Genomic DNA, 24708 nt, shown 5'->3' on the forward strand with positions numbered 1-24708 from the left:
ACCACCCCCGCCCCCCCCCCCGCCCACCGCGCCCTGGGCTGTCTGCGCCTGTGCGGTGGGGGCCCACCCCCCCCCCCCCCGGGGGGGGGGCCCCCCCCCGGGGGGGGGGCCCCCCCCACGGACGCCGGCTCAGTGGGCGTCGGCAGGGCGTTCGCCCGGAGGGTAGCCCGTCGGAAGGTCCACCGGGACGCCGTACACACGCATCTCCGCGGCGGCCGCGTACGGCTGCTTGTTGAGCGCGTCCAGCGCGGTGAAGCGCACATGGGAGGCGCGCACCCGGTCGAAGGAGACCCGTTGCGTCTGCGGGACGTCCTTGAGGGTGCCGCGGGCCACGGTCGTCCACGCCTCGCCGTCCTGGGACACCGCCACCTCGTAGCCGGCGACACGTCCGTTCTGGCCACCGCTCTGCCGGCCCAGATAGCCGAAGCCGTCGATGTCGGCCGTGCCGTCGAGCTTCAGCGTCACCCAGTGCGGATACGGGGCCTGGGAGGTGGTGTAGTCGGTGTGCCAGATGGTGCCGGCGTCACCGTCGAGCACGTTGGACACCGGCCCTTCAGCGGAACCGGAGGAGCCGTTCTCGGAGTCGGCGGTCGCGGTCATCGAGCCGGGCGAGAGCACGGGTTCGTCGGTCACCGCGGCCCGGGCGTCCGCCGACACGGTCTTGGTCGCCCCCGCGTGGGCGTACGTGGCCGTCACCTTCCAGGCGGGTGAGGTGTCGGACGTGTCGGCCGGCGGCGTGAGGAGCCACGTGGTGCGCACGCTCGCGCCCGGCTCCACGCTCTCGAAGAGGTTGCCGTCCTTGTCCTTCACCTCGGCCTTCCAGCCCTCGGGCAGCCCCTGGAACCGGACACCGACGTTCACGGCGTCGGCCGACTCGTGGTTGGTGAACGTGGTGACGTACTCACCGGGAACGCCCGGGCTCAGTTCCGCGCCGGACGGCGCGGTGACACCGGCGCAGGCGGCTCCGGCGTCGGCCCTGCCCAGGTCGGTCACGGTGAAGTCGTCGAGCACGAGGTCCGTGCCCCGGGCACTGCTGAGCTTGCGCAGCCCGACCCAGGTGTCCCCGCACCCGGCGACGATCTCCCGGGAGTAGGTCGCCGTGTCCAGGGCGGGCTCCAGGACGTCACGGGTGATGTCCCGGGAGGAGGTCTTCCCGTCGGCGACCCGGTCCGCGCCGGTGACCCAGGCCCACTGACCCTCGATGTTGGTCTGGTACGAGAAGGAGACCTCGTACTTGTGGCCCTCCTCGAACGGCACCGTGGCGGGGGTCGTGCGGTGGACCAGCCCCGTGTTCTCCGCGTGGGACTTCAGCGAGTGCCGCCCGGCGAGCACGTCGTCGACCGCCTTGCCCTTCAACGCACCGGCGTCGTAGGGGGAGTAGGTGTTCTTCCACGCCTTCTGGCTGTAGGGCTCGTGCAGGTCGCTGACGCTTGTGCGGGGGTCGGTGACACCGCCGGCGTCGCCCTTGACGAACGGTCCCCAACCCGGTTGGTTGCCCTCGAAGTCGTCGTGGGCGGTCACGGTGCCGTCCTTGCCGCGGGGGAGCGGCGCGGTGGTGTCCGCCATGACGCGTACGTCGTCCAGGACGACCGGGGCGCTGCCCGCGACGGCCCCGAGGTCCACCGTGACCTTGCCGCCGCGCGGTGCCGTGAAGGAGACGGCGGCCTGCTGGGAGTAGGTGTCCCGCTTCTCGTCGGCCGCCATCTTGTTGATCGCCGGAGTGATGTCGAAGGTCTTCGCCGCCGGGTTCTCGCCACCGCGTACCCGGAGTGTGGTGTCCCGTCGCTCACCGGGTCCGATCTCGACGTCCGCGCCGAGCGTGTACCGCTTGCCCGGGGTGAGGCCGGAGACCTCCTGGGAGATGCCGGAGGCGCCGTCGCCCAGCCGGACGACGTTGTCGCCGTTGCCGGCCCGGACGATCTGCGCGCCGCCCCGTGCGTTCCAGCCGTCCAGGTCCCCGCCGTTGAAGCCCGGGTCGGACAGCCCGGTGAACTCGCCGTAGTGCGGGTCCTTGTGCGGCGCCTTGCCGCCGTTCGGCACCAGGACGTACGGCTGCCCCTTCTCGGCGGAGAGCGTCACCCGCCCGTCGTCGGCCTTCACCCCGGCCTTCTTCACCCGGCCCTGGTCGGTGAGTTCGTAGAGGGTGAAGTTCTTGTTGCCCGCGAACTGCTCGGTCAGTTCGAAGGTGTGCGTGCCGCCGGAGGCGCTGTGGAAGTACATCTTGTCGGCGTCGCCGGGGGAGGAGGTGCCGTTGCCCTTCTCGGCGTTCCCCCAGGGCAGCAGGTAGGTGTCGCCCTTGAGGACGACGGCGTCGCCCATGGAGATCCGCCGCTCGCCGTCGACGGACCTCACGCTCACGCCGCCGGTGAGTTTCGCGGACTCGCCGAGGGCCCAGTCCATCACCTGGTAGTGCTGGAGGAACTTGGTCGGCAGGTTGTCGGTCCAGATGTTGCGGTAGAAGGCGTTCCAGTCGTCCTGACCGGTCCAGCCCTCGAACTCGACGATGTTGGCGCCGCCGAGCAGCGGGTCGACGTTCCACACGTCGCGGTCGGAGTTGGCGATGAAGCGGACGATGTTCGAGTTGATGCCCTTGTTGGTGGCGCCGCCGTAGTTCTTGTCGGCGGCCCAGTGGGACCACAGCGAGGTGCCCTCGAACTTGTACGACCACTCGGTGGCGACCTCGAAGCCCATCTTCCGCAGTTCGGCGGCCAGTCCGTCGGCCAGCCAGCCGCTGGAGTAGTAGGCGTCTATGTAGACGGTCCTGATGCCCGGCGCCTCCTTGCGGAGCTTCTTGAACCGGTCCAGGACGGCGCCGGTGCCGAGGTCCTTGCGCTGGTCGATGTGGTAGGCCTGGTTGAGCCAGTCCCACCCGTTCTTCTGGCCCGCGACCAGGTCCTCGCTGAAGGTCTTCGCCTGCGCGTACGCCTCGGTGGCGTTGACGTGCACGGCGAAGTCGGCGTTGTAGCGGGCGCCCGTTCCGGTGAGCCGGTTCAGATCCTTCAGGCCGCCCGCGCGGACGTTCTCGTTGCCGCCGTAGTCGGGGTGGGCGGAGTCGTGGCCCTCGCTCGCGTAGCCCTTCTCCAGCGCCCACTGCCCGAGGTTGTCGGTGGCCATGGAGATGCGCTTGGTGTTGTCCAGCGTCTTCAGGAACGGATTGGTGGCCTGGCTCGCGAAGTTGAACGGGATCCGCTGCACCACCCGCTCGGGCACCCGGTCCGCGCCGAGCGGACGCCGCATGTGCTCCCGGTGGGCGACGGCGCCGTCCTGCCAGTCGACCGTGCCGTCGTCGTTGGCGTCGGCGGCGAGGACCACGGTCGCCCGCGGCAGTTCGTAGGTGTCCACCCGCGGATCGGTCGCGCCGTCGGGCTGGTACGTGTAGGTGCCCGCCGACAGCTCCGCCCGGCGCCGGCCGTCTCCGGCGTCGACGACGCGCGACTGCAGGCGGGTGTTCCAGTTGGTGTTGTCGTTCTGCGGCGAGTCCTCGGTCGCGTTGGTGATGATCCCCGCCGACAGCCGCGAGTTGCCGACGAACGCGTACGGGGTGCCGACCGGCTCCTTGTCCGGGACCGTGTCGCCGGTGATGGGGATGAACCGGTCGGCGGTCGTCGTCGAGTCCGTGGAGATCTTCGTCCGGGCGAGGTTCGCGCCCGGTTCGGAGGAGTCCACGGAGACGAGGGACTGACCGGGGATCGCGAGGGTGCGCACCGTCGCCGCGGCCTCGCCGGAGATCTTCTCGACGGCGAAGACGACCGTCGTCTCCTCGGTCACGGTGATGGTCGAGGTGATGGTGAGATGGGGCAGGTCCTCGAAGGTGGAGGTGTAGGTCGCCCTGCCGTCCTTCGCCCGCATGGTCGTGGTGGCGCGGTGCGGTGTGCCGTTGATGGTGAAGCTGTCCAGGGCGGACGCCTGCCCGCGGAGGCTGCGCTCGCCCAGCCGATACGAGATGACCTGGGGGAACTCCTTCGCCACGGTGACGGTCAGCCCGCCGCGGCTCAGCTCCACCGGCGTCCCCGCCGGCGCCGGGACAAAGACGGCCCGGGGCAGGGCCGCGCCCGCGGGGACCGCGGCGGTCGACAGCATGCCGAGGGCGAGGCCCAGCGCCGCGGCGACGGCGCCGGGGCGTGGCACTCGTCTGCGTCCGGGTGGGCGAGGTGATGGGGACGTCATGGTTTCCACTTGGTGCTTCCTCCTCGGGTCGGATGAGGGACGGAGACGGTGGCGAGTTCGTGACGGGCGGCCGGCACCGGCTCGGCGACGCGGGCGGGGAGGGGATGCGCCAGGGGACGGTCGCCGGGCCGGTGCCGCCGGGCGGGAAGCCGTTGGCGCCCATCGAGGCGGGCGGGCACGTGGTCCTCCCGGGCCGGAGCGCCGCTCACTGGGCCGCCTGCGATGTTATCGCTGCCACCCTGGTGCCATTCCGCCTCCTCGGCGCCGGCTACGGCTCCCCGCACCGGACCAATCTGCCCGGCTCCATGCGCTGGCGGGAACTATGGCAGACGGTGTTATCGATGCCAATAGGGCCTGCGCGGCTAGACTGCCGTGCGGGACCACCATCTGCGACGACGCGGCCAGGACCGCGTCGTCCCCGGAGAGGCGAGCGATGTCATCGGAAACACCGGCAGCCGGCCAGAGGCCAGTGAGCAGGCGGACGGCCGAAGACGGCGCCGCGCGGCAGCCCGGCATGGCGGACGTGGCCCGGCTCGCCGGGGTCTCCGCCCAGACGGTGTCCCGGACCCTGGCCGGTCACCCCAACGTCCAGCAGAAGACCCGCGCCAAGGTGCTCGCCGCCGTCGAACAGCTCGGCTACCGCAAGAACAACGCGGCGCGCGTGCTGTCGTCGGGGCGCAGCCGGACGATCGGCGTCGTGACGTTGCAGACCAACTTCTACTCGCGCACGAACCTGACGTTCGGCATCGAGACCGCGGCACGCGAAGCCGGGTACGCGGTCAGCACCGCGACCACCGCGTCGCTGGACACCGCGGCCATCGAGGGGGCGTTGTCCCGGCTGGCGGAGCAGGGCGTCGAGGGGGTCATCCTCTCGGTGCCGCTGGTCCATGTGAGCCCGAGGATCGAGCAGCTCACCCGCTCGGTGCCGACCGTCACCGTCGACGGATCGAGGACCTCGGCCACCGAGGTCGTCGCCGTCGACCAGACCCTTGCGGCACGCCTGGCGACACGTCACCTGATCGGGCTGGGCCACGAGACCGTCTGGCACGTCGCGGGGCCCGAGGAATGGCTCGACGCCGCCAGCCGCCGCGTCGGCTGGCGCGACACCCTGGAGGAGGCCGGACTGTCCGTGCCTCCGGTGCTGGAGGGCGACTGGACACCCGCCTCCGGGTACCGCAACGGGCTGATCCTGGGGAAGATCCCCGACGTCACCGCGGTGTTCGTGGCGAGCGACGAGATGGCCTTCGGGGTGATCCGCGCCCTGCACGAACTCGGCCGCCGGGTGCCGCAGGACATCTCCGTCGTCGGTGTGGACGACATCGCGCTCGCGGAGTACTGCTCGCCCTCGCTGACGACGGTGGCCCAGCCCTTCACCGAGATGGGTGCCCTCGCGGTCGCCCACCTGCTGCGGCACATCGCGGACCCGGGCGCGGCGCCGGAACCCGCGTCCGTCGACCCCACGTTGATCGTCCGCGCCAGCACGGCGCCGGCGGGTGACCACGCGCGCCGGGAGCCGTGAGCGTCCGGCGTACGACCTCCCCGTAGGCATGGACACGGGCGCGGCATCGGGCCCGCGACCCGACGGCACCTCGATTCCGGACGACAGGCCAGGCGTTCACGACCCGACGCCCCGGGACGGACGAGAGCCGATCGCGTTCCGGGCGGAAGACCAACCTGGGCCACTCGATCCACGAGCTGGGCGTCTACGGAGCGCCCGCGTCTCAGTGAAGCGACGTCGCTCGGTGAAGTAGGCGTACGCCATGGACCCGGAGCACAGGACGGCTGCGGCCCGGGCCCCCGCCCCGCACAGAACCATCGTGCCGCCGAGCAGTTGGATCACGGCGGCCCACCAGCCGGGCCACTCGCCGAAGCCGGACCCGGCTCCGTGCGGACCGCCCAGGGCGTCGAACAGGGAGGCGGCTCCATAGGTGGGGCTCCTCTCTCGCTGGGCGACCTCGGCAGGTCGGTCTCGTCGTGGTCTAGACCTATAGCGGCCTCCGGAGGGTGACCACCAGGGCAGCGGTCAGCGCCGCAAGGCTTCTCTTCTTCGTGGGGACAGCCCACTGCGACGGCCCCACGCGGCGCAAGGGGCACTCCCGCGACGTCGGCTCCCACGGCGGTGCCGACGGCCTCCTGCTGCCTCCGAGGCGGTCCGGAACGTTCTGCGGACGAATCCGTGACAGCACCGAAGGGGTTCTGTTTTCCTGGAAGAAGGTAAAACAGAGGTATACGCCCAGCCATTCGCGTACCCACACCTTCCAGGAGGGGTCGTAATGGATCCATGGCTGATCTGGTTGATCGTCGCAGCGGTTCTGATCGTGGCGGAGATCTTCACTCTTACCGCCGCGCTCGGAATGCTTGGTGCGGCCGCGCTGATCACGGCCGGATCCGCCGCGGCCGGACTTTCAGCGCCATTCCAGTTCCTGGTGTTCACCGTCGTCGCCACGGTCACCATGATTTTCGTACGCCCCGTCGCGCTGCGCCACGTCCTCCAGCCGCAGAGGGAGCGATTCGGCGTGGACGCACTGGTCGGAAAGGCCGCCTACGTCGTCTCCGAGGTGACGGGCATGGAGGGCAGGGTCCGTATCGGCGGCGAGGAATGGACGGCCCGTTCCTATGACGAGACGCTGGTCATCCCTCGAGGAGCGACCGTCGACGTCATGGAGATCAGCGGATCCACCGCACTCGTCTACCCCCGGGAGTGACCATGGAAGCCTCGGCGTTCCTCATCGCCGGTGTGATCGTCGCGCTGCTCGCGGTCTTCACCGTGGTGCGGGCGGTTCGCATCGTGCCGCAGGCCCGCGCCCGCAACGTCGAACGGCTCGGCCGCTACCACCGCACCCTGAAACCAGGCCTGAGTCTCGTCATTCCGTACATCGATCGCGTCTATCCGGTGATCGACCTTCGGGAACAGGTCGTCTCCTTCAAACCGCAGCCTGTCATCACCGAGGACAACCTGGTCGTCGAGATCGACACCGTGCTGTATTTCCAGGTCACCGATCCGCGCGCGGCCTTCTACGAGATCGCGAGTTTCCTCCAGGCGGTCGAGCAGCTCACCGTCACCACGTTGCGCAATGTCGTGGGTTCCATGGATCTGGAGAAGACCCTCACGTCACGCGACACCATCAACAGCCAGCTCCGCGGTGTGCTGGACGAGGCCACCGGTAAGTGGGGGCTGCGAGTGAACCGGGTGGAGATCAAGGCCATCGACCCCCCGCAGTCCATCAAGGACGCGATGCAGAAGCAGATGCGGGCCGAGCGGGACAAGCGGGCCGCCATTCTCGGCGCGGAGGGGCAGCGCCAGTCGCAGATCCTCACCGCCGAGGGCGACAAGCAGGCCGCCGTCCTGCGCGCGGAGGGCAACCGCACCGCCGAGATCCTCAAGGCCGAGGGACAGTCCCGGGCGATCGACGAGGTCTTCCAGGCCGTGCACCGCAACGACCCCGACCCCAAACTCCTCGCCTACCAGTACCTCCAGGTGCTGCCCCAGCTCGCCCAGGGGTCGGGCAGTACCTTCTGGGTCATCCCCAGCGAGGTCACCTCCGCGCTCCAGGGGGTGTCCCGCGCGTTCACCGAAGCGCTGCCCCAGTCGCCCGCCACCCGCGAGAAGGCCTCCGACGACGGCGCGGCCCAGGCGGCCGACGACACGGCGCAGGCCGCGGAGGCCGCCGCTCAGGCCCTCGCCGACGCCGCCAGGGCCAACGGCGTGACGTCCGAGGCGCTGCGTCCCGCCCCCCGGGCCGAGGAACGCTGAGATCGTCCCCGGCCGTCGCGTGGGGCACACTCAGGTGTAGGGGTGTGTCCCTGCGGATCATTGCGAGGCCCGCATGTTCGATGTGCCGTTCTGGCTCTGGATAACCTTCGCCGCGACCGTTGTCGTGTCGCTCGTCGTCGATCTGCTGGCCCACCGCGACACTCACGTCATCGGATTCAAGGAAGCGGCGGCCTGGAGCGGGCTGTGGGTCGGCCTCGCCCTCGTCTTCGGCGGGGTCGTCTTCCTCGTCCTCGGCGGTACGGCGGGCACGGAGTACACCACCGCGTGGCTGCTGGAGAAGAGCCTCTCGGTCGACAACCTCTTCGTCTTCGCCCTGATCTTCGCCTACTTCAAGGTGCCCCGCGCTTACCAGCACCGTGTTCTCTTCTTCGGCGTCATCGGCGCCCTGGTGTTCCGCGGTGTCTTCCTGGCGGCGGGCGTGGCCGTGGTCAGCCGGTTCACCGCCGTTCTGTTCGTCTTCGCGGCCATCCTCTTCTACAGCGTCTACAAGATCCTCAAGGGCGAGGAGGAGAGCTTCGACCCGGGCCGGAGCTTCGCCGTCCGGCTGCTGCGCAGAGTCATCCCCGTGCGCGACACCTACGCGGGCCCGAAGTTCTTCGTGAAGGAGGCGGGCAAGCGGGTGGCGACGCCGTTGCTCGCCGTCGTCGCCGCGATCGAGGCGGCCGACCTGATCTTCGCCGTGGACAGCGTGCCGGCCGTGCTCGCGGTCAGCGACGACGCCTTCATCGTCTACACCAGCAACGCCTTCGCCATCCTCGGCCTGCGGGCCCTGTACTTCCTGCTGTCGGGACTGCTGGACCGCTTCCACTACCTGAGCAAGGGCCTGGCGATCATCCTCGGGTTCATCGGCGTCAAGCTCATCCTCCAGGCGCTCCACAAGATGGTCAGCACCTCCGTGCCGGAGATCCCGTCCCCGGTGAGCCTGGCGATCATCGTCGTGGTCCTGGCGGTGTCGGTGGCCCTGAGCCTGCGACGCCCCACCGACACGGCCGACGAGGACGCGGGCCGCCCGGACGAGGAGGCACTGGACAGGACTGTTCCCCCCGGACATGGGAACGTAAAGTAGGGGCAAAAGCTTCTAAAAGGCTCTTCCTAGCGTGGACGTGAGAATCATGAGCAGTCACACGCAGCACACGAAGACGACGCAGGCCGAACCGCGGCAGGCCGACGTGCAGCGCGGGCACATCTGCCCGTCCTGCGGCCACCACGTCCCGGCGGAGGTCAAACGGCACAAGACCCTCGGGATCTACGTCCCGGTGTGGCGCCCGGGCACATGCCGCAACCCCGACTGCGCCGAGTCCGCGACCGACCGCCGCCGGTGACCGCCCGGTTCAACGCGACGACGCGGCCACCAGCCTGCCGATCTCCGTGCCGGACACGCTGCCGCGGTTGACGAGGCGGTCGAAACCAGCCCGTCCACGCACGTCAGCAGCGTGACGGCACGCTCGTCGACGTCCCGCGGCGCCGGTGTCTCCTGCCCCATCGCGTGCAGTTCCGCATGGTCGCGCTCGACCAGGCGCCGGACCAGGGCCGTGAGCAGTGCCGCCTACAGCGGGTCGACGGTGCTGCGCGCCGTCACGGAGCGTCCCGTCGCGCTGGACAGCGACTTCGAGCTGACCTGGGGGAGAGGCGCCGAGTTCGGCCACATCGCGTTCCCCGACGGACGGGCCGAACGGCACGCGGTACTCAACTCCTCGCCCGGACTGCGCCACCCGGACGCCCTCGTGGCGACGCGGCACCGCTTCGGCGACTGGCACGACCCCGTCCCCGCGCTGCTGGACGCGACCCCGCCCCGAGGCCGTGCTGCACCACGACATCCACGAACTGGTGACCGAACTCCCGTCCTTCACCGCCGCCCGGGCCGCCCTGCTCGGTGACGCGGCCCACGCCATGACCCCCAGCCTCGGCCAGGATGCCCGCCAGGAACTCGAGGACGCCGCCACGCTGACCGCCGCGCTCGCCACCGAGCCCGGCGTCGCCTCCGCACGGACCCGCTACGACGCCGAGCGCCGCCCACGCAGCCTGTCCGTCGCCGAGCCCGGGCTGACCGGCCGCGACACGGCAGGAGGCACCCGACCGCGCCGGGCACAGGATGTCGGGTCCCGGAGGGTGCGGGCTCCCTAACGTGAGTGAGCGAAAGGGAAGGAGCCCGGGATGCTGGAACGGCTGAACCAGGCCATGGAACACATCGAGGCGCATCTCGACCAGCCGGTCGACGTCGCCGAACTCGCGCGCATCGCGGTGACGTCGGAGTACCACTTCCGGCGCATGTTCTCCGCGCTGTCCGGCATACCGCTCTCGGAGTACATCCGCCGCAGGCGGCTGACCGTGGCGGGCGCCGAGGTGCTCGCCGGCGAGCGGACGCTGCTGGACATCGCGGTCCGCTGCGGCTACGGCTCGGGCGAGGCCTTCGCGCGGGCGTTCCGCGCCATGCACGGTGTGGGCCCGGGCGAGGCCCGGCGAACCGGCGCGGTTCTGCGGGCCCAGCCCCGGATGTCCTTCCGCCTCGTCGTCGAAGGGAGCAGCAGCATGCGATACCGGATCCAGGACAAGGAGGAATTCCGTGTCGTCGGAAAGAAGGCCCGTGTCCCCCTGATCCACGAGGGGGCCAACCCCGCGATCGCCGAGTTCATCCGGGGCATCGGCCCCGGCACGCTGGAGCGGATCAGGTCGCTCTCCGACCAGGAACCGGCGGGGATCGTCGGGGTGTCCGACCAGATCGACCCGAGCCGCGCGGAGGGCACCGAGCTCGACTACTACCACGGTGCCGTGACGCGCGCGGAGGCACCCACGGACCTGGACGCCCTCCCGGTCGAGGCGGGGGCGTGGGCGGTGTTCGAGAACTCCGGTCCGTTCCCGCAGTCCCTCCAGTACCTGTGGCGGGACGTGTTCACGCAGTGGTTCCCGTCGAACCCCTACCGAAGCAGGCCCGGGCCCGAGATCCTGCGCGTCCGTCTGTCGGACGACGGGGCGCGGGCCGACGCGGAGCTGTGGATTCCCGTGGAGGGGACCACCACCGCCTGAGCCGCGGGTCCGCCCCGAGGCGGCCGTCCGAGGCCTGCGCGTCCGCACGCTCTTCTCAGTCGAGGGCCGGTCCGGTGACGGGCCGGCCCTCGCTGTCGTAGGGCCAGACATTGGTCCGGCACCCGTGCAGTCCCTTGATCTGCTGCATCATCACCGGAGCGGGCCGCCCCGGCCCGGGGCACCCCTCGTGGCCGTGGCCGAGGAAGTGCCCGACCTCGTGGTTGATGATCAGAGCGCGGTAGGACGTCACGTCGTCCGCGTAGTACTGCGTGGCCAGCAGCCACCGTTTGAGGTTGACCATGACGTCCTGACCCACGTTGCAGTTGACCTCGCCGCCGGTGTCCAGACCGTACTGGCCGCATATGTCGTCCACCGTCTCCGCCGTGGCGAGCCGTACCCGGAAGTCGGACGTGCCACCGGACACCCGCCGGAACCCCACCTTCCCGTCGGCCGTCCAGCCCCGCTCGTCGGCGAGGATCCGCTCGACCTCGGTCGCGACGTCCCGCGCCTGGATCCCGATGCCGTCCTCGACCTGGACCACGTAGGTCAGCGTCCGCCCGCTCCCGCCTACCCGGTCGCCGCCGCCGCTCGCGGTGGCGAACGTCCCCGGTCCCGACGACGGAATCGAGCCGGGGCCCGGGGTCCTCTCTTCCCCCTCCTTCTTCTTCTCCTCGTCCTTCTCATTCCCGACCTCGACCTCGGGCTCGTCCTCCTTCGCCTCCTCCGTCTCGACGACGCTGCGCGACGCGGGTCGCTCGGACGCCGAGGACGGCCCGGCGGCATCGGTCGCATCGACGGAGCGGGGGGAGGTGTCCGCGCGCTCCTTGAGGACCAGACCGCCGGCGAGCAGCAGCACGACGCCGGCCGCGAGCCCCGCCCACAGCCACGGCGGCTGCCCGCCCCGTCTGCGGCGTGCGCGGCTGCCGCGGCTGCGTCGGTGGGCCGAGCCGGAGGTCGGCGAGGACGTCGATCGGTGCTCGTTCATGATCACGAAGCGTGCCCTCGCCGTGTGATCGCCCGTGGACGGCTTTTGGACCGCTGTGTAACAGCCGCCACCCGCGCGCGGACATTCGCACGTTCATACGCATACTGAGATCCATGCCACGGGTCCTGATCATCGAAGACGACCGCGCCGTCCGGGAGGGCGTGCGTCTCGCCCTGCGCCGCCAGGGACACGAGGTCGCCGCGGCCGCGACGGGCGAGGACGGACTGGAACAGCTGCGGTCCTTCAGGCCCGACGCCGTGGTCCTGGACCTGATGCTGCCGGGCATGCCCGGCCTGGAGGTGTGCCGGCGGATACGCGCCCACGACCAGGTGCCGATCATCATGGCCACCGCCCGCGGTGACGACACCGACATCGTCGTCGGACTGGAGGCCGGAGCGGACGACTACGTGGTCAAGCCGGTCCGCGCCCGCGTACTGGACGCACGCATCCGGGCGGTGCTGCGCCGCGTGGGCGGCGCGTCGGACGAGCACGGCACGCCCCGTACCGAACACCACGGTGATCTGGTCATCGACCGGGCCGGACTCACCGTCACCCACCAGGGCCGGCCCGTCGCCCTCGGCCCCTCCGAACTGCGGCTGCTGCTCACACTGTCCGCCTCGGCCGGGCAGGTGTTCAGCCGCCAACAGCTCCTGGAAGCCGTATGGGAGCACAACTACCACGGGGACGCGCGGCTCGTGGACGCCTGCGTCAAGCGCCTGCGGGCCAAGATCGGCGAGCCTGCGGGCAGACCCCGTTACGTCCACACCGTGCGCGGCTTCGGCTACCGGTTCGGGACCCGGTGAGAGTTCCCCGGGTACTGCGCGCGCTGGGCGGCCTGCGCGTGCGGCTGGTGGTGGCCTTCACGCTGGTCGCTGTCGTGGCCACGGTGACCACCGGCGCGCTGACCTTCCGTGAGGCACGTACCGGGGTCCTGCAGCAGAGCCAGGACACGGTGATCGAGGACTTCCGGCACCGGGTCAACACCCTGGTCCCCAACTACCGGTTCCCGCCCGACGAGACCGACCTGCGGTCGTTCGCCGTCGACGTGTCGCGCGGCGGGCGGTCCCAGAACTGGCGGGTGCTGGTCGCCTACCGGGACGCGAGCGCCACGTCCGGCCCCGGGGACTCGTTCCGGGAACTGTCCCCGGCGATGCGCGAGTCCGTGCGTACCCGCCGCGCCACCGTGTTCCAGCGGGTGACGCGGGACGGCCACCCCTCACTGGTCGTCGGCATGCCCGTCACCTTCGCGGGCCAGTACGGCACCGAGCGGCGCGCCTCCGGACTGGAGGTCTACCTCACCGTGCCGCAGCGGGAGGAGCAGGGCTACGTCGACGCGCTGGTCACCGCCATCGAACGCGCCACCGTGCCCGCCCTGGCCCTGGCCGTGCTCATCGCCCTCCTGGCCGCGCGCGGGGTGCTGCGGCCCGTGCGGGCGCTGCGGCGGGCGACCCGCAGTATCGCCGAGGGCCGCCTGGACACCAGGCTCGCGGTGCAGGGCTCCGACGAACTCGCCGACCTGTCCCGCACCTTCAACGAGACGGCCGCCGCGCTGGAGGGGTCGGTGGCGGAACTGCGGCGCATGGAGGCCGGTGCCCGCCGCTTCGCCGCGGACGTCTCGCACGAACTGCGCACCCCGCTGGCGGCGATGTCGGCGGTGACCGACGTGCTGGACGAGGACGCGGCCGGCCTCGACGGCGACACCGCGATGGCCGTGCGCCTCATCAGCGAGGAGACCACGAAGCTGGCCGGCCTGGTGGACGACCTGATGGAGATCTCCCGGTTCGACGCGGGCGCGGCCGCCCTGCACCTGGACGAGATCGACCTCGCCGAGTCCGTACGGCGCACGCTCGCCTCCCGCGGCTGGCTGGACACGGTGGAGACCAGCCTGCCGGAACCGGGCACGCTGCGCGGCCGGGTCGACCCGCGCCGCGTCGACGTCGTCGTCGCGAACCTCGTCGCCAACGCCCTCCGGCATGGCGCTCCCCCTGTTCGCCTGCACCTCTACGGACAGGACGACCCCCACGCGGGGAGGCAGGCGGTCGTCGTGGTCGGCGACGCCGGGGACGGCATCGCCGACAGCGTCCTGCCGCACGTCTTCGACCGCTTCTACAAATCGGACGGCGCCCGGACCCGCAGTGAGGGCAGCGGCCTCGGGCTGGCCATCACCGCGGAGAACGTACACCTGCACGGCGGCACCGTCCGGGCGGCCAACCATCCGGACGGCGGCGCCGTCTTCACGGTCGTCCTCCCGCTGAGACCGGACGGGACGGAGGACCGGATGCCGCACGCGGCGAAGGAGGAACAACCATGAACCCGCCGACGCCACCACCGGCGACCACGACGGCCCCGGGCGTGGGACCGGTCGGCGGCAGCGCCCGACGCCGGCTCCCCCTCCTCCTCGCGGCGGCGCTGCTCCCGCTCTCCGCCTGCGGCATCCCCGCGACCGGTGTGGTCGAGGCGGGCGAACCCGCGACCGGCGTACTGGAACCGGGCCGGGCCCCCACCCCGTCGCAGGCCGAATCCATGGCCGTGCCCGTCGCCACGGTCCCGCTCTACTTCGTCACGGACGGCACCCTGGTGGCGGTGTCCCGCACGACGCCCGGCGCGACCGACCTCGGCAGCACCGTACTCATGCTGCTCGAGGGCCCGGACGAGCAGGAGCAGAAAGAGGGGCTGACGACCGAACTGCCGCCGGCCTCCGTGGTGCCCACCATCCGGACCGACGGAGCGGCGGTCGTCGTCCAGCTGCCGCGGAGCGCCGGAAGCCTCAGCGGCACGGCCGTCGACCAGCTGGCCTGCACGGTCGCCGTCGCCCGTCTGCGCCAGGACCCGGCACTGGGCAGCGCGCAGGTGACCGTGGAGCAGCCCGGCGGCCGGCTGGCGGGCCGGTCCAGCGACGACTGCCCGACGGGCGAGGCCCGCGAGGCCGGCGGGACGGACAGCGCGGACGGGACCGGCGGCACCGGCGGCGGCTGACCCCTCGCAGGCAACCCGAGGATTCATCGTCCCCTCCTCCTCCAACGAGGGGGCCCGCACGGGCGGAGCCCCCACCCGAGGTATTGGGAGCGGATTCTTGATACGTGCTCGAAAGACATGGGCCGCCGCCACAGCGGTGCTGACGCTGGCGGGAGTGGCGCCCGCCGCGGCCCACGCCCTGCCGCGGCCGCCCGGCGCCGCTTCCGCGCGGTCGGCACCGAACGGCACCGCCGACCTGCCGCCCGGCTGGCGGATCACCGGCACCGACGAGGCGAGAGCCCTGGAGTGGCGCTCCCCGCGGGTCGTCCCGCCCGGCGACGCACGGGTGGAGTTCCGCACCGACGGCCGCCTGCTCGGCGTACCGCAACCGGACGAGGACGGCCGGACCTTCCGCTTACCCCTGGCCGGCACCGAACCGTCCGCACTGAACGGGCTGACGGACCTCCAAGTCCTCGCCGCCGGCCGCCGACTGGACGACGAACCCGGCGCCGCCGCCCGCGAGCGCCGCCCCACCGACGCGCCCTGGGCGAAACTCCCGCCCCGGCTCCCCGCCGCCACCGTCGACCCCGGCAGACCCGGCCGGTTCGCCACGACCACCGGCGAGTACGCGCTCGCCCCGGTCCGACTGCCCGGCTTCCCCGCCCCGGTCGAGATGCGCGGCCTGGTCGTCGCGCCCGAGGGAGCGACCGGCAAGCGCCCCCTCGCCCTCTTCCTGCACGGCCGCCACGCCACCTGCTACGTCCCCGGCCAGGGCGACGAGGCCGTCACCATCGACTGGCCCTGCGCCGACGAGGCCCGGCCCGTCCCCAGCCACCGCGGCTATCTGAAGGACCAGAAGCTGCTGGCCTCCCAGGGCTATGTGACCGTCTCGATCTCCGCCAACGGCATCAACGGCCAGGACGGCGACGTCGAGGACGGCGGCGCCCAGGCCCGTTCGTCGCTGGTGCGCTCGCACCTGGCCCGCTGGGCGGACTGGGCCGCGAGGCCCGCCGCGGCGCCGACGGCCGTACGCCGGGGCCCGGGGGCCGACCTGTCCCGCGTCCTGCTCGTCGGCCACTCACGCGGCGGCGAAGGCGTCGACCGGGCCGCCATGGACAGCCTCTACCCGCCGCCCGCGAGCCAGGACGGCCACCAGGGCCGGGCCCGCTGGAACATCCGCGGCACCGTGCTCATCGGCCCCACCGCCTTCGGCCAGAACCCGGTCCCCGACGTGCCGTCGCTGACGATCCTGCCGGGCTGCGACGGCGACGTCTCCGATCTCCAGGGGCAGTTGTACGTCGACGGCACCCGCGGCGTGAGCCGGGGCCGGGCGCTGCACAGCGCGGTCCACATCATCGGCGCGAACCACAACTACTTCAACAGCGAGTGGACGCCCGGCCAGGCCGAGGCACCCGCCGACGACGACTTCTGGGACGACCCCGAGGACCGCGACCCGGTCTGCTCCGTGGGCAGCCCCACCCGGCTCACCGCCGAGCAGCAGCACCGGGCCGGCGCGACCTACGTCGCCGCCGCCGCACGGCTGTTCGTCGCGGGTGACGACCGGGTGCGCGAGCTGATCGACGGCACGGGCCGCCGCGCCCCCTCGGCCGACCCCGCACGGGTGCTGACCCACGCGGTGGGGGCCGGCCGCGGTGCCGGATTCCTGCCGGACGGCGGGGTGAGGGTGACCGGCGGACGACTGTGCTCCGCGATCGACCCCGACCCGGGTGCCGCATGCCTCGGCGAGGACGCGGGCGGTTCCTCACCGCACTTCGCGTACTGGCGGCCGGAACGAGAGACCGGCCGCGGCGCGATCGCCCTGGACTGGTCCGCACCGGGCACCGCCACCCGGATCCGCCCCGGCACACCCGTCTCCCTGAAGGGTGCGAAGAGCCTCGCACTGCGCGTCATCGTCCCGCCCAACAGTACCGGCACCCGGTTCGACGTCACCGTCGCCGACACCCGGGGCAGGCGTGCCACCCTCGGCCGCGTCCGCGCCGACGGACTGCCGGGCAGCGAACGCACCGCGTCCTACTGGGCGCGGGAACTGCGCGTACCCCTCGCCGCGGCAGGCCGCGCCGGAGTCGACCTGCGCCGCGTGACCTCGCTGGAACTGACGCCGCGTTCCGGCGCGGGCAAGGCGTGGCTGATGGACGCCTACGCGTGGCAGCCGGGCACTCCTCAGGTACGGCCGGCCCCGCTGGCCCGTGTCGACGTCGGCCGGACGAAGGTCAAGGAGGGCGACTCGGGCGCGCGTACCTACCATGTGCCGGTGCGCCTCTCCGGCAAGGGCGGTGGCATGGTCAGGATGTACGTCACGGACCCGGCCACCGGGACCACCGACGACCGCCTGGTCACCGTCCGTCCCGGCAGCCCCGGCATCAATGTGACCGTGCGGGTGGAGGGCAACGAGCGGTACGCCTGGGACACCTCCCACGACGTGCTGGTGAAGGCCGTACGGGGCTCGGTCGTCGGCTCGTACGCCGGCGGCGTCACGGTCGAGAACGACGACCCGATGCCGGAGATCACCGTGTCGCCGATCGCCGACGAGGTCACCGAGGGGCAGCCGCTGCGTTGGCGGGTCTCACTGTCCGAGCCCGCCGACGTGGACCTGGGCACGGCGCTGGTGACGGTGCCGGACGACGTCCGTCCCGAGTTGTCCACCAAGGACGTCGACCGCGACTGGCTGCTGGAGACCGTGGGCGAGATCCCCGACGGGGAGGTCCCGCTGTCCCGGCTGGAGTACTTCTCGCTGTGGGCCTCGGTCCCGCCCGGTGAGTCGGACGCCGAGGTGACGGTGCCCACGATCCGCGACGAGGTCACGGAGCCCACGGAGCACATCGGTTTCCGGACCATCGACGACGAGGGTGAGCCGCAGGGCCCGATGCTGACCGGCACCGTGCTCGACGCGTCGTAACCCGCACCCCGCACCCCGCACGCGGGTCCGGACCCGGCGACGCCCGGGCCGGGCCCGCGCGCACGTGGCGCAGGTCACGTGTGAGGACACCGGTGAGCGCGCATGCCGATCAGGAGACCGGACCCGACGAACCGGACCCACGAGGAGCCGCGCCATGCCCATGAACGCCCCGCCCGAGAACGGCACGCCCGACAGCGACACCGACGACGGCACGCACCACACGGGAGCCCTCCAGGGCGTGCGCATCGCGGACTTCTCCCGCGTGCTGGCCGGACCGTACGCGACGATGCTCCTCGCCGACCTGGGCGCCGAGGTCGTCAAGGTGGAACGGCCCGGCGGCGGTGACGACACCCGGGCCTGGCGCCCGCCCGCCGACGCCTCCGGCACCTCCACGTACTTCCTGGGCGTCAACCGCAACAAGCGGTCCGTCGCCCTCGACCTCACCACGGACGAGGGGCGTGACCGGGCCCGCGCGCTGATCGCCGGCTCGGACGTCGTGGTGGAGAACTTCCGCCCCGGCACCATGGAGAAGCTCGGCCTCGGCCACGAGGCACTCCTCGCCGCCGACCCGCGGCTCGTCTACTGCTCCGTCACCGGCTTCGGCACCGGAGCGGGCGCCGGACTGCCCGGCTACGACCTGCTGGTGCAGGCCGTCGGCGGGCTGATGAGCGTCACCGGCGCGCCGGACCCGCACGGGGAACCGACCAAGACGGGCGTGGCCCTCGTCGACGTCATCACCGGACTGCACGCCACGGTCGGCATCCTCGCCGCCCTCCGTCACCGGGAACGCACCGGCGAGGGCCAGCTCGTCGAGGTCAGCCTGCTCGGCTCGCTGCTGTCGGCGATGGCCAACCAGGCCTCCGGCTACGTCGCGGCGGGCGTCGTCCCGGGCCGGCTCGGCAACGCCCACCCGAGCATCGCCCCGTACGAGACCTTCCCCACGGCGGACCGGCCGATCGCCCTCGCGGTCGGCAACGACCGGCAGTTCGCCGCGCTCACCGCGCTGCTCGGCGCACCGCGGCTCGCCGACGACGCCCGGTTCCGCACCAACCCCGACCGCGTGGCCCACCGGAGTGAACTCCGCCCGCTCCTCCAGGACCGGCTGCGCACCCGCACCGCCGACCACTGGGCCGACGTGCTGCCCGCGGCCGGAGTGCCGGCCGGTCCGGTCAACGCCCTCGACGAGGCCTTCGCCTACGCCGAACGGCTGGGCGTCGAGGCCGTGGTGGACGTCGGCGGTACCCGCCAGGTGGCCCATCCGATCCGCCTCGGCGCCACTCCGGCGAGCTACCGGCTCGCACCACCTGAGCTGGGCGAACACACCGACGAAGTCTTTCGCGCCGACGAGGGTTCGGACGCCTGACACCGGGTCCGGCGTGGCCGTACGACTGAGCCCACAGCGCCTGGGTACCCTCCGCCGCATGGCGGTGGACAGGAGGACCGAGCCGCCGCGCCGGGCACCGGCGCGGCAGCGGACGAACCGCACGCTCGGGCGGGCGCTGGCCCGGTGGGCGACGACGACCGATCACAAGGTGATCGGCAACCTCTATATGACGACCTCCTTCGGGTTCTTCCTCTTCGGTGGCGTCCTCGCCCTGCTGATGCGCAGTGAACTGGCCCGCCCGGGACTCCAGCTGGTCACCAGCCACCAGTACAACCAGCTGTTCACCGTCCACGGCACGATCATGATGCTGCTGTTCGCGACCCCGCTGTTCGCCGGGTTCGCCAACGCGATCATGCCGTTGCAGATCGGCGCCCCGGACGTGGCGTTCCCCCGGCTCAACGCGCTCTCGTACTGGCTGTACCTCTTCGGCGGTCTGATGGTGGTGGCCGGTTTCCTGACGCCCGGGGGAGCGGCCGCCTTCGGCTGGTTCGCCTACGCGCCGCTGAACAGCGCGGTGTTCAGCCCCGGCACGGGCGGTGACCTGTGGACCATGGGGCTGGTGGTGACCGGCGTCTCCACCACGCTCGGCGCGGTCAACTTCATCACCACCATCCTGTGTCTGCGCGCCCCCGGCATGACCATGTTCCGGATGCCGATCTTCACCTGGAACGTGCTGTTCACGTCGATCCTGGTGCTGCCGGCCTTCCCCGTGCTCACCGCCGCGCTGCTCGCGCTGGAGGCCGACCGGAAGTTCGGCGCGCACATCTTCGACGCGGCGAACGGCGGGGCGCTGCTGTGGCAGCACCTGTTCTGGTTCTTCGGCCATCCCGAGGTGTACATCGTCGCGCTGCCGTTCTTCGGCATCGTCTCCGAGATCATCCCGGTGTTCAGCCGCAAGCCGATCTTCGGTTACGTCAGCCTGGTCGGTGCCACCATCGCCATCACCATGCTGTCCGCCGTGGTGTGGGCCCACCACATGTTCGCCACCGGCGCGGTGCTGCTGCCGTTCTTCTCCCTGATGTCGTTCCTCATCGCGGTGCCGACGGGAGTGAAGTTCTTCAACTGGATCGGCACCATGATGCGCGGCTCCCTGTCCTTCGAGACACCCATGCTGTGGTCGACCGGCTTCCTGGTGACGTTCCTGCTGGGCGGCATGAGCGGTGTCCTCATCGCCTCACCGCCCCTGGACTTCCACCTGACGGACTCGTACTTCATCGTCGCCCATCTGCACTACGTGCTGTTCGGCACGGTCGTCTTCGCGATGTTCGCCGGCTTCTACTTCTGGTGGCCGAAGTTCACCGGCAAGCTGCTCGACGAACGCCTCGGAAAGATCCACTTCTGGACGCTCTTCGTCGGCTTCCAGACCACGTTCCTCGTCCAGCACTGGCTCGGCCAGCAGGGCATGCCCCGCCGCTACGCCGACTACCTGGCCGCGGACGGTTTCACCACACTGAACACCATCAGCTCCATCGGCGCCTTCCTGCTCGGCCTCTCCACGCTGCCGTTCCTCTACAACGTGTGGCGCACCCGCCAGTACGGCACCAGGGTGGAGCACGACGACCCCTGGGGCTACGGACGTTCCCTCGAATGGGCCACCACCTGTCCGCCCCCGCGGCACAACTTCACGTCGCTGCCCCGGGTCCGCTCCGAGTCCCCGGCGTTCGACCTGCGCCACCCCGACATCGGCCGGCACGACCAGAGGCACGAGCAGAGGAAACAGTAGTGAGGACCGAAGCGCGTCTGTTCACCGGCGTGGCGGCCTTCTTCGCCGTCACCGCGGCCGGGTACGGCTGGTTCTCCGAGGAACCCGCAGGTACCGCCGCACTGACCATCGCCTTCCTGATGGCCTCGCTCGTCGCGTTCTTCCTGTACGTGCAGCACCGCAAGCGCGGTCCGCGGCCGCAGGACCGCGGCGACGCCGAGGTCCTGGAGACGGCGGGCCCATTGGACTTCTTCCCGCCGCACAGCCCCTGGCCCATCGTCGCCGCCCTCGGCGCCGTCGTCCTCGCGCTGGGCATCGTCTACGGCCTGTGGCTCGCGCTGATCGGCTTCGGCGTGCTCGCCCTGGCCGTCCTCGGCCTCGTCCTCCAGTACGCCGGCCGGGACGCTCAGCGCTCCAGCTCGCCCGAGGACGATTCCGGCTCGGACTCCGTCTCCTCGACGTCGACCCGGTCGCCGTAGTACCACTCGCTGAGCGTCGCCCGCAGCCGCCCCACCTGCGGCGCGTCCTCGTCGGGCGCCGTCGGCGCCAGCGGTTCGGGCTCCTTCCGCGACCGCAGCACGTACCGCTCCTCGGCGTCGAGGGGCGCGTGGCTCTCGACGTAGCCGCCCGCCAGGGTCTGCACCAGATCGCCCGTCTCCCCGCCCTCGGCCAGCCGCTCGCGCTCCCGCTCCTGCAAGGCCAGGCAGACACGCTTGGTCGCCATGAAGGCGATCGGCGGCAGCAGCACCAGGGAGATCCGGAACACCCAGGTCAGCAGGTTCAGCGAGACGTCGAAGACGTGGGCGAGGATGTCGTTGCCGCCCGCCAGGAGGAGCACCCCGTAGAAGCAGATCGCGGCGACACCCAGCCCGGTCCGCACGGGCTTGTCCCGGGGCCGGTCGCACAGATGGTGCTCCGCGTGGTCGTCCGTCACCCAGCGCTCGAAGAACGGGTAGGCGTACAGCACCGCGAACAGGGCGCCCGGCAGCACGACCGCGGGCACCAGCACGTTCCACATGACGGTGTGCCCCGCCACCGCCGTCTCGAAGGGCGGCATCAACCGCAGTGACCCCTCCAGGAAGCCGACGTACCAGTCCGGTTGCGAGCCGAAGGAGACGACGTCGGGCCGGTAGGGGCCGTACGCCCAGATCGGATTGATCTGCGCCACCGCCGCGAGCACCGTCAGGACGCCGAAGACCATGAAGAACAAGCCCGTCGAGTTCGTCATGAACTGCGGGAACATCGGCTTGCCCACGGCGTTGCGGTTGGTTCGGCCACGGCCCGCCCACTGGGTGTGCTTCAGGTAGAAGACCAGGACCAGATGGAGCGTGACCAGGGCCAGCAGCAGCCCGGGGAGCAGGAGGACGTGCAGCGAGTACAACCGCGGGATCACGTCGTCGCCGGGGTACTCGCCCCCGAACACGAACATGCTGATGTACGTCCCCACCACCGGGATGGACAGCATGATGCCCTGCGCGATGCGCAGCCCGGTCCCGGACAGCAGGTCGTCGGGGAGCGAGTAGCCGGCGAAGCCCTCGGCGAGCGCCAGCACGAACAGCGTCACCCCGATCAGCCAGTTCACCTCACGCGGCCGGCGGAACGCCCCGGTGAAGAAAATCCGCAGCAGATGCACTCCGATGGCCGACAGGAAGACCAGGGCCGCCCAGTGGTGCAGCTGCCGGATCAGCAGCCCGCCGCGCACGTCGAAACTGATGTCCACCGTCGACCGGTACGCCTCCGACATGCTCAGCCCGAGCAGCGGCTCGTACGACCCGTCGTAGACGACCTCCGCCATCGACGGCTTGAAGAACAGCGTCAGCCACACCCCGGTCAGCAGCAGCACGACGAAGCTGTAGAGGGCGATCTCGCCCAGGAGGAAGGACCAGTGTTCCGGGAAGGCCTTGCGCAGCAGCCCACCGCCCTCGGAGACGGGGAACCGCCCGTCGGCCCAGTTGACGGTGTGTTCGGCCGCGTGGCGGGCCCGCGCGCCCGCGCGGGCCCTTCTCCTCTGCAACAGCACGGCGCATGGGTTCCCCGGCGCCCGGGCCGGAAACTACACCCGCGCCGGACACCGACTACGTACGGTCCCCCTTCGGCTTGCCCGGCTGGTCCGGAGTGCCGTGCGGCGGCGGGGAGAACGGCTCCGGGGAGGTCGCGGGCGACACGGGGGAGCCCGTGCGGCCCTGCCCCTGCTCCGGGCGTACGGCGTTCGGGTCACCGGAGGACGGCTCCGCACCGGACTTCAACTGCTCCAACCGGGCCGCCAGCACCTCCGTGGCGGGGAGGCGGTCGGCGTGCGACCTCTCGTACGCCAGCAGTTCCTCCACCTCCTCCGCGCCCAGGGACCGGATCCGGCTCTCCAGCCCACCGATCGGCAGCTGGTCGTAGTCCGGCAACGGCAGGGTGTTGCGAGCGGGGTCGGCCATGGTTCTCACTTCCCTCTGTACGACATCCTCGGGGATCAGCGTCCGCCCGGTCCGCCGCTGCCGAACGAACCGCTGCTGCCCTCGTCCCAGCGGGGCCGCTCCTGATCGGAAGCGGTGCGGCTGCCCTGGTGCCCGAGGTCGTGCGGCAGCGTCCGGTCGTCGCTCCTGGGCATCTCGTCGGGCTCCCGCCGCTCCCGCGTCTCGTGGACGGGCCCCTCGTCGGGCATACGGGGCTGCTCATCCGGACGCGGCGGCGGCGGCTCCCGGCGCTTCTGGCGGCTACCGAAGGCGAAGGCGCCGATCAGCAGGCCCACCACCACGACGGCCGCGGCACCGATCCCGATGCCGATGCCGCTGGAGCTCACCGCCAGGTCCATCCATGCGTTGGTCATGGGGCGCGGGTACCCCCGGCCCGGGCGACCAACCAGCTCAGCCCGACCGGGACGCTCGCGTCTGCGAACGGTTGGCCTTCCGGATCGCCGTGAGCAGATCCGCCTTGGACATCCGTGACCGGCCCTCGACGCCCAGTCGCTTGGCGACGCCGTACAGGTGCTCCTTCGAGGCCTTCTCGTCGACGCCCTCGCCGCTGCGTCCGCCCTGCCCGCGAGGCCGCCCCGACTGGGGGTCGGAGGGGCCCTTGCGGCCGCCCTCCTTGCGCTCCCAGTGGTCGCCGACCTTCTCGTACTTGTGCTTCAGCGCCCCGTACGCCACCCGGTGGGCGCGCTCACCCTCGCCGTACTCCTCCACGGCCGAGTCATGCGCCTTGATCCAGGTGCGCTGGGCTTCCCGGGGGGAGCGTTCCAGGGTCGACGGCAGTTCCTGTCGTCCCGGCATGTCGTGCACCTCCGTGTGCGGTCGACGTCGTCGCTGTCACCAGCCTCGGCAGAGTCCACGGGTGCCCGGCGGCGCACCCGGAAAACGGGCCGGAACCCTTGGGAACAACGGGGCCGGCGGTTTGACGCACTCCGCAGCGGCAACCCGCGCGGTGTGACATCGACGACGACTTCCCAGCAGGAACTGTTCCGCTTCCTGGAGGACCGCTTCGCTTGCGCGCAGGCGTGCACCGAGTGTGCACGGGCGTGCGCGCTGCGGGCGAGCCTCGTGGACCCGGACGGGACCGAGAACCAGGAGCTCGTACGACGCAAGGGCATCATGTGCGCGGAGGTGTGCGACGCGACCTGCCGGGTGCTGTCCGAACAGAACCAGGTGGACGAGGCCGCGATCCGCGTCCAGTTGGAGTGGTGCCGCCAGGTGTGCCTGGAGAGCGCGCACGTCTTCGACGCGCACCCGGGCGCCGAGGAGAGCGCGGAGGCCTGCCGCGCCTGCGCCCGGGCCTGCGGAGAGTTCCTCGCCACCCTGCGCTGAGGTGCCCC

General features: G+C 71.5%; 20 protein-coding genes and 2 pseudogenes. 15 read left to right on the top strand and 7 right to left on the bottom strand.

Annotated elements, in window-relative coordinates:
* Positions 1-129: 129 nt before the first annotated feature.
* Positions 130-4128 carry an endo-alpha-N-acetylgalactosaminidase family protein gene (locus ACFW48_RS06270; RefSeq protein ID WP_386310917.1) on the bottom strand — a complete coding sequence of 1333 codons (3999 nt, stop codon included), beginning with the start codon at positions 4126-4128 and terminating at the stop codon, positions 130-132.
* Positions 4129-4681: 553 nt separating this feature from the next.
* On the opposite strand from ACFW48_RS06270, the gene ACFW48_RS06275 reads away from it, so the two are divergent.
* Entirely contained in the window at positions 4682-5686 is a 1005-nt protein-coding gene (locus tag ACFW48_RS06275) for a LacI family DNA-binding transcriptional regulator (protein WP_386311126.1), read from the top strand.
* A gap of 222 nt (positions 5687-5908) precedes the next feature.
* Here the strand turns inward: ACFW48_RS06275 and ACFW48_RS06280 are convergent.
* Positions 5909-6094 (bottom strand): annotated as a pseudogene (locus ACFW48_RS06280) (DoxX family protein); the annotation flags it as partial.
* Positions 6095-6440: 346 nt separating this feature from the next.
* Here ACFW48_RS06280 and ACFW48_RS06285 point away from each other — a divergent pair.
* The 6 genes and pseudogenes from ACFW48_RS06285 (at position 6441) to ACFW48_RS06310 (ending at position 10966) form a co-directional block, all read left to right on the top strand.
* Complete coding sequence (locus tag ACFW48_RS06285; RefSeq protein ID WP_386310919.1) at positions 6441-6872, top strand: NfeD family protein; 432 nt, start codon at positions 6441-6443, stop codon at positions 6870-6872.
* Positions 6873-6874: 2 nt separating this feature from the next.
* Positions 6875-7921 carry an SPFH domain-containing protein gene (locus ACFW48_RS06290; RefSeq protein ID WP_386310920.1) on the top strand — a complete coding sequence of 349 codons (1047 nt, stop codon included), beginning with the start codon at positions 6875-6877 and terminating at the stop codon, positions 7919-7921.
* Between the two features lie 73 nt (positions 7922-7994).
* Complete coding sequence (locus ACFW48_RS06295) at positions 7995-9008, top strand: TerC family protein (RefSeq protein WP_386310922.1); 1014 nt, start codon at positions 7995-7997, stop codon at positions 9006-9008.
* A gap of 46 nt (positions 9009-9054) precedes the next feature.
* On the top strand, positions 9055-9264 hold the full coding sequence (locus tag ACFW48_RS06300) for a hypothetical protein (protein WP_386310924.1): 210 nt from the start codon (positions 9055-9057) through the stop codon (positions 9262-9264).
* A 225-nt stretch (positions 9265-9489) separates the two neighbouring features.
* Positions 9490-9976: pseudogene (locus tag ACFW48_RS06305) on the top strand (FAD-dependent oxidoreductase); the annotation flags it as partial.
* A 120-nt stretch (positions 9977-10096) separates the two neighbouring features.
* Positions 10097-10966 carry a GyrI-like domain-containing protein gene (locus ACFW48_RS06310; RefSeq protein ID WP_386310926.1) on the top strand — a complete coding sequence of 290 codons (870 nt, stop codon included), beginning with the start codon at positions 10097-10099 and terminating at the stop codon, positions 10964-10966.
* Positions 10967-11021: 55 nt separating this feature from the next.
* Here ACFW48_RS06310 and ACFW48_RS06315 read toward each other — a convergent pair whose 3' ends face one another.
* Entirely contained in the window at positions 11022-11951 is a 930-nt protein-coding gene (locus ACFW48_RS06315) for a DUF3152 domain-containing protein (protein WP_386310927.1), read from the bottom strand.
* A gap of 113 nt (positions 11952-12064) precedes the next feature.
* Between ACFW48_RS06315 and ACFW48_RS06320 the strand changes: the two genes are divergently transcribed.
* The 7 genes from ACFW48_RS06320 to ACFW48_RS06350 all read left to right on the top strand — a co-directional run bounded on the left by ACFW48_RS06320 (position 12065) and on the right by ACFW48_RS06350 (position 21388).
* Positions 12065-12754, top strand: a complete 690-nt coding sequence (locus ACFW48_RS06320) for a response regulator (RefSeq protein ID WP_386310928.1) — start codon at positions 12065-12067, stop codon at positions 12752-12754.
* Positions 12751-14262, top strand: a complete 1512-nt coding sequence (locus ACFW48_RS06325) for an ATP-binding protein (protein ID WP_386310930.1) — start codon at positions 12751-12753, stop codon at positions 14260-14262. The genes ACFW48_RS06320 and ACFW48_RS06325 overlap by 4 nt, the downstream gene beginning before the upstream one ends.
* A complete protein-coding gene (locus ACFW48_RS06330; protein ID WP_386310932.1) occupies positions 14259-14927 on the top strand; it encodes a hypothetical protein in 669 nt (222 codons plus the stop codon). The genes ACFW48_RS06325 and ACFW48_RS06330 overlap by 4 nt, the downstream gene beginning before the upstream one ends.
* Before the next feature lie 97 nt (positions 14928-15024).
* Entirely contained in the window at positions 15025-17823 is a 2799-nt protein-coding gene (locus ACFW48_RS06335) for a hypothetical protein (RefSeq protein WP_386310934.1), read from the top strand.
* Positions 17824-17983: 160 nt separating this feature from the next.
* On the top strand, positions 17984-19186 hold the full coding sequence (locus tag ACFW48_RS06340) for a CaiB/BaiF CoA transferase family protein (RefSeq protein WP_386311128.1): 1203 nt from the start codon (positions 17984-17986) through the stop codon (positions 19184-19186).
* Positions 19187-19199: 13 nt separating this feature from the next.
* Entirely contained in the window at positions 19200-20930 is a 1731-nt protein-coding gene (ctaD, locus tag ACFW48_RS06345) for a cytochrome c oxidase subunit I (protein WP_386310935.1), read from the top strand.
* Positions 20930-21388 (top strand): cytochrome c oxidase subunit 4, encoded by a 459-nt coding sequence (locus tag ACFW48_RS06350; RefSeq protein WP_386310936.1) that lies wholly within the window; start codon positions 20930-20932, stop codon positions 21386-21388. Before ctaD ends, ACFW48_RS06350 begins: the two co-directional genes overlap by 1 nt.
* Here ACFW48_RS06350 and ACFW48_RS06355 read toward each other — a convergent pair.
* From ACFW48_RS06355 to ACFW48_RS06370, 4 genes are read right to left on the bottom strand one after another with little or no spacing between them, the layout of a single operon-like run.
* Complete coding sequence (locus ACFW48_RS06355; RefSeq protein WP_386310938.1) at positions 21316-22929, bottom strand: cytochrome bc complex cytochrome b subunit; 1614 nt, start codon at positions 22927-22929, stop codon at positions 21316-21318. The genes ACFW48_RS06350 and ACFW48_RS06355 overlap by 73 nt on opposite strands.
* 55 nt (positions 22930-22984) lie before the next feature.
* Positions 22985-23335: a hypothetical protein gene (locus ACFW48_RS06360; protein ID WP_386310940.1), complete on the bottom strand. Its 351-nt coding sequence runs from the start codon at positions 23333-23335 to the stop codon at positions 22985-22987.
* Between the two features lie 35 nt (positions 23336-23370).
* Positions 23371-23727, bottom strand: coding sequence for a DUF6479 family protein (locus tag ACFW48_RS06365; RefSeq protein ID WP_386310941.1), 357 nt, complete (start codon positions 23725-23727; stop codon positions 23371-23373).
* Between the two features lie 37 nt (positions 23728-23764).
* Positions 23765-24169: a ChaB family protein gene (locus ACFW48_RS06370; protein ID WP_310875944.1), complete on the bottom strand. Its 405-nt coding sequence runs from the start codon at positions 24167-24169 to the stop codon at positions 23765-23767.
* Between the two features lie 153 nt (positions 24170-24322).
* Between ACFW48_RS06370 and ACFW48_RS06375 the strand changes: the two genes are divergently transcribed.
* On the top strand, positions 24323-24700 hold the full coding sequence (locus tag ACFW48_RS06375) for a four-helix bundle copper-binding protein (RefSeq protein WP_073732046.1): 378 nt from the start codon (positions 24323-24325) through the stop codon (positions 24698-24700).
* The last annotated feature ends 8 nt before the right edge of the window (positions 24701-24708 follow it).

Origin of the sequence: Streptomyces sp. NPDC058812 (assembly GCF_042744565.1) — a bacterium.
GTDB lineage: Bacteria > Actinomycetota > Actinomycetes > Streptomycetales > Streptomycetaceae > Streptomyces > Streptomyces thinghirensis.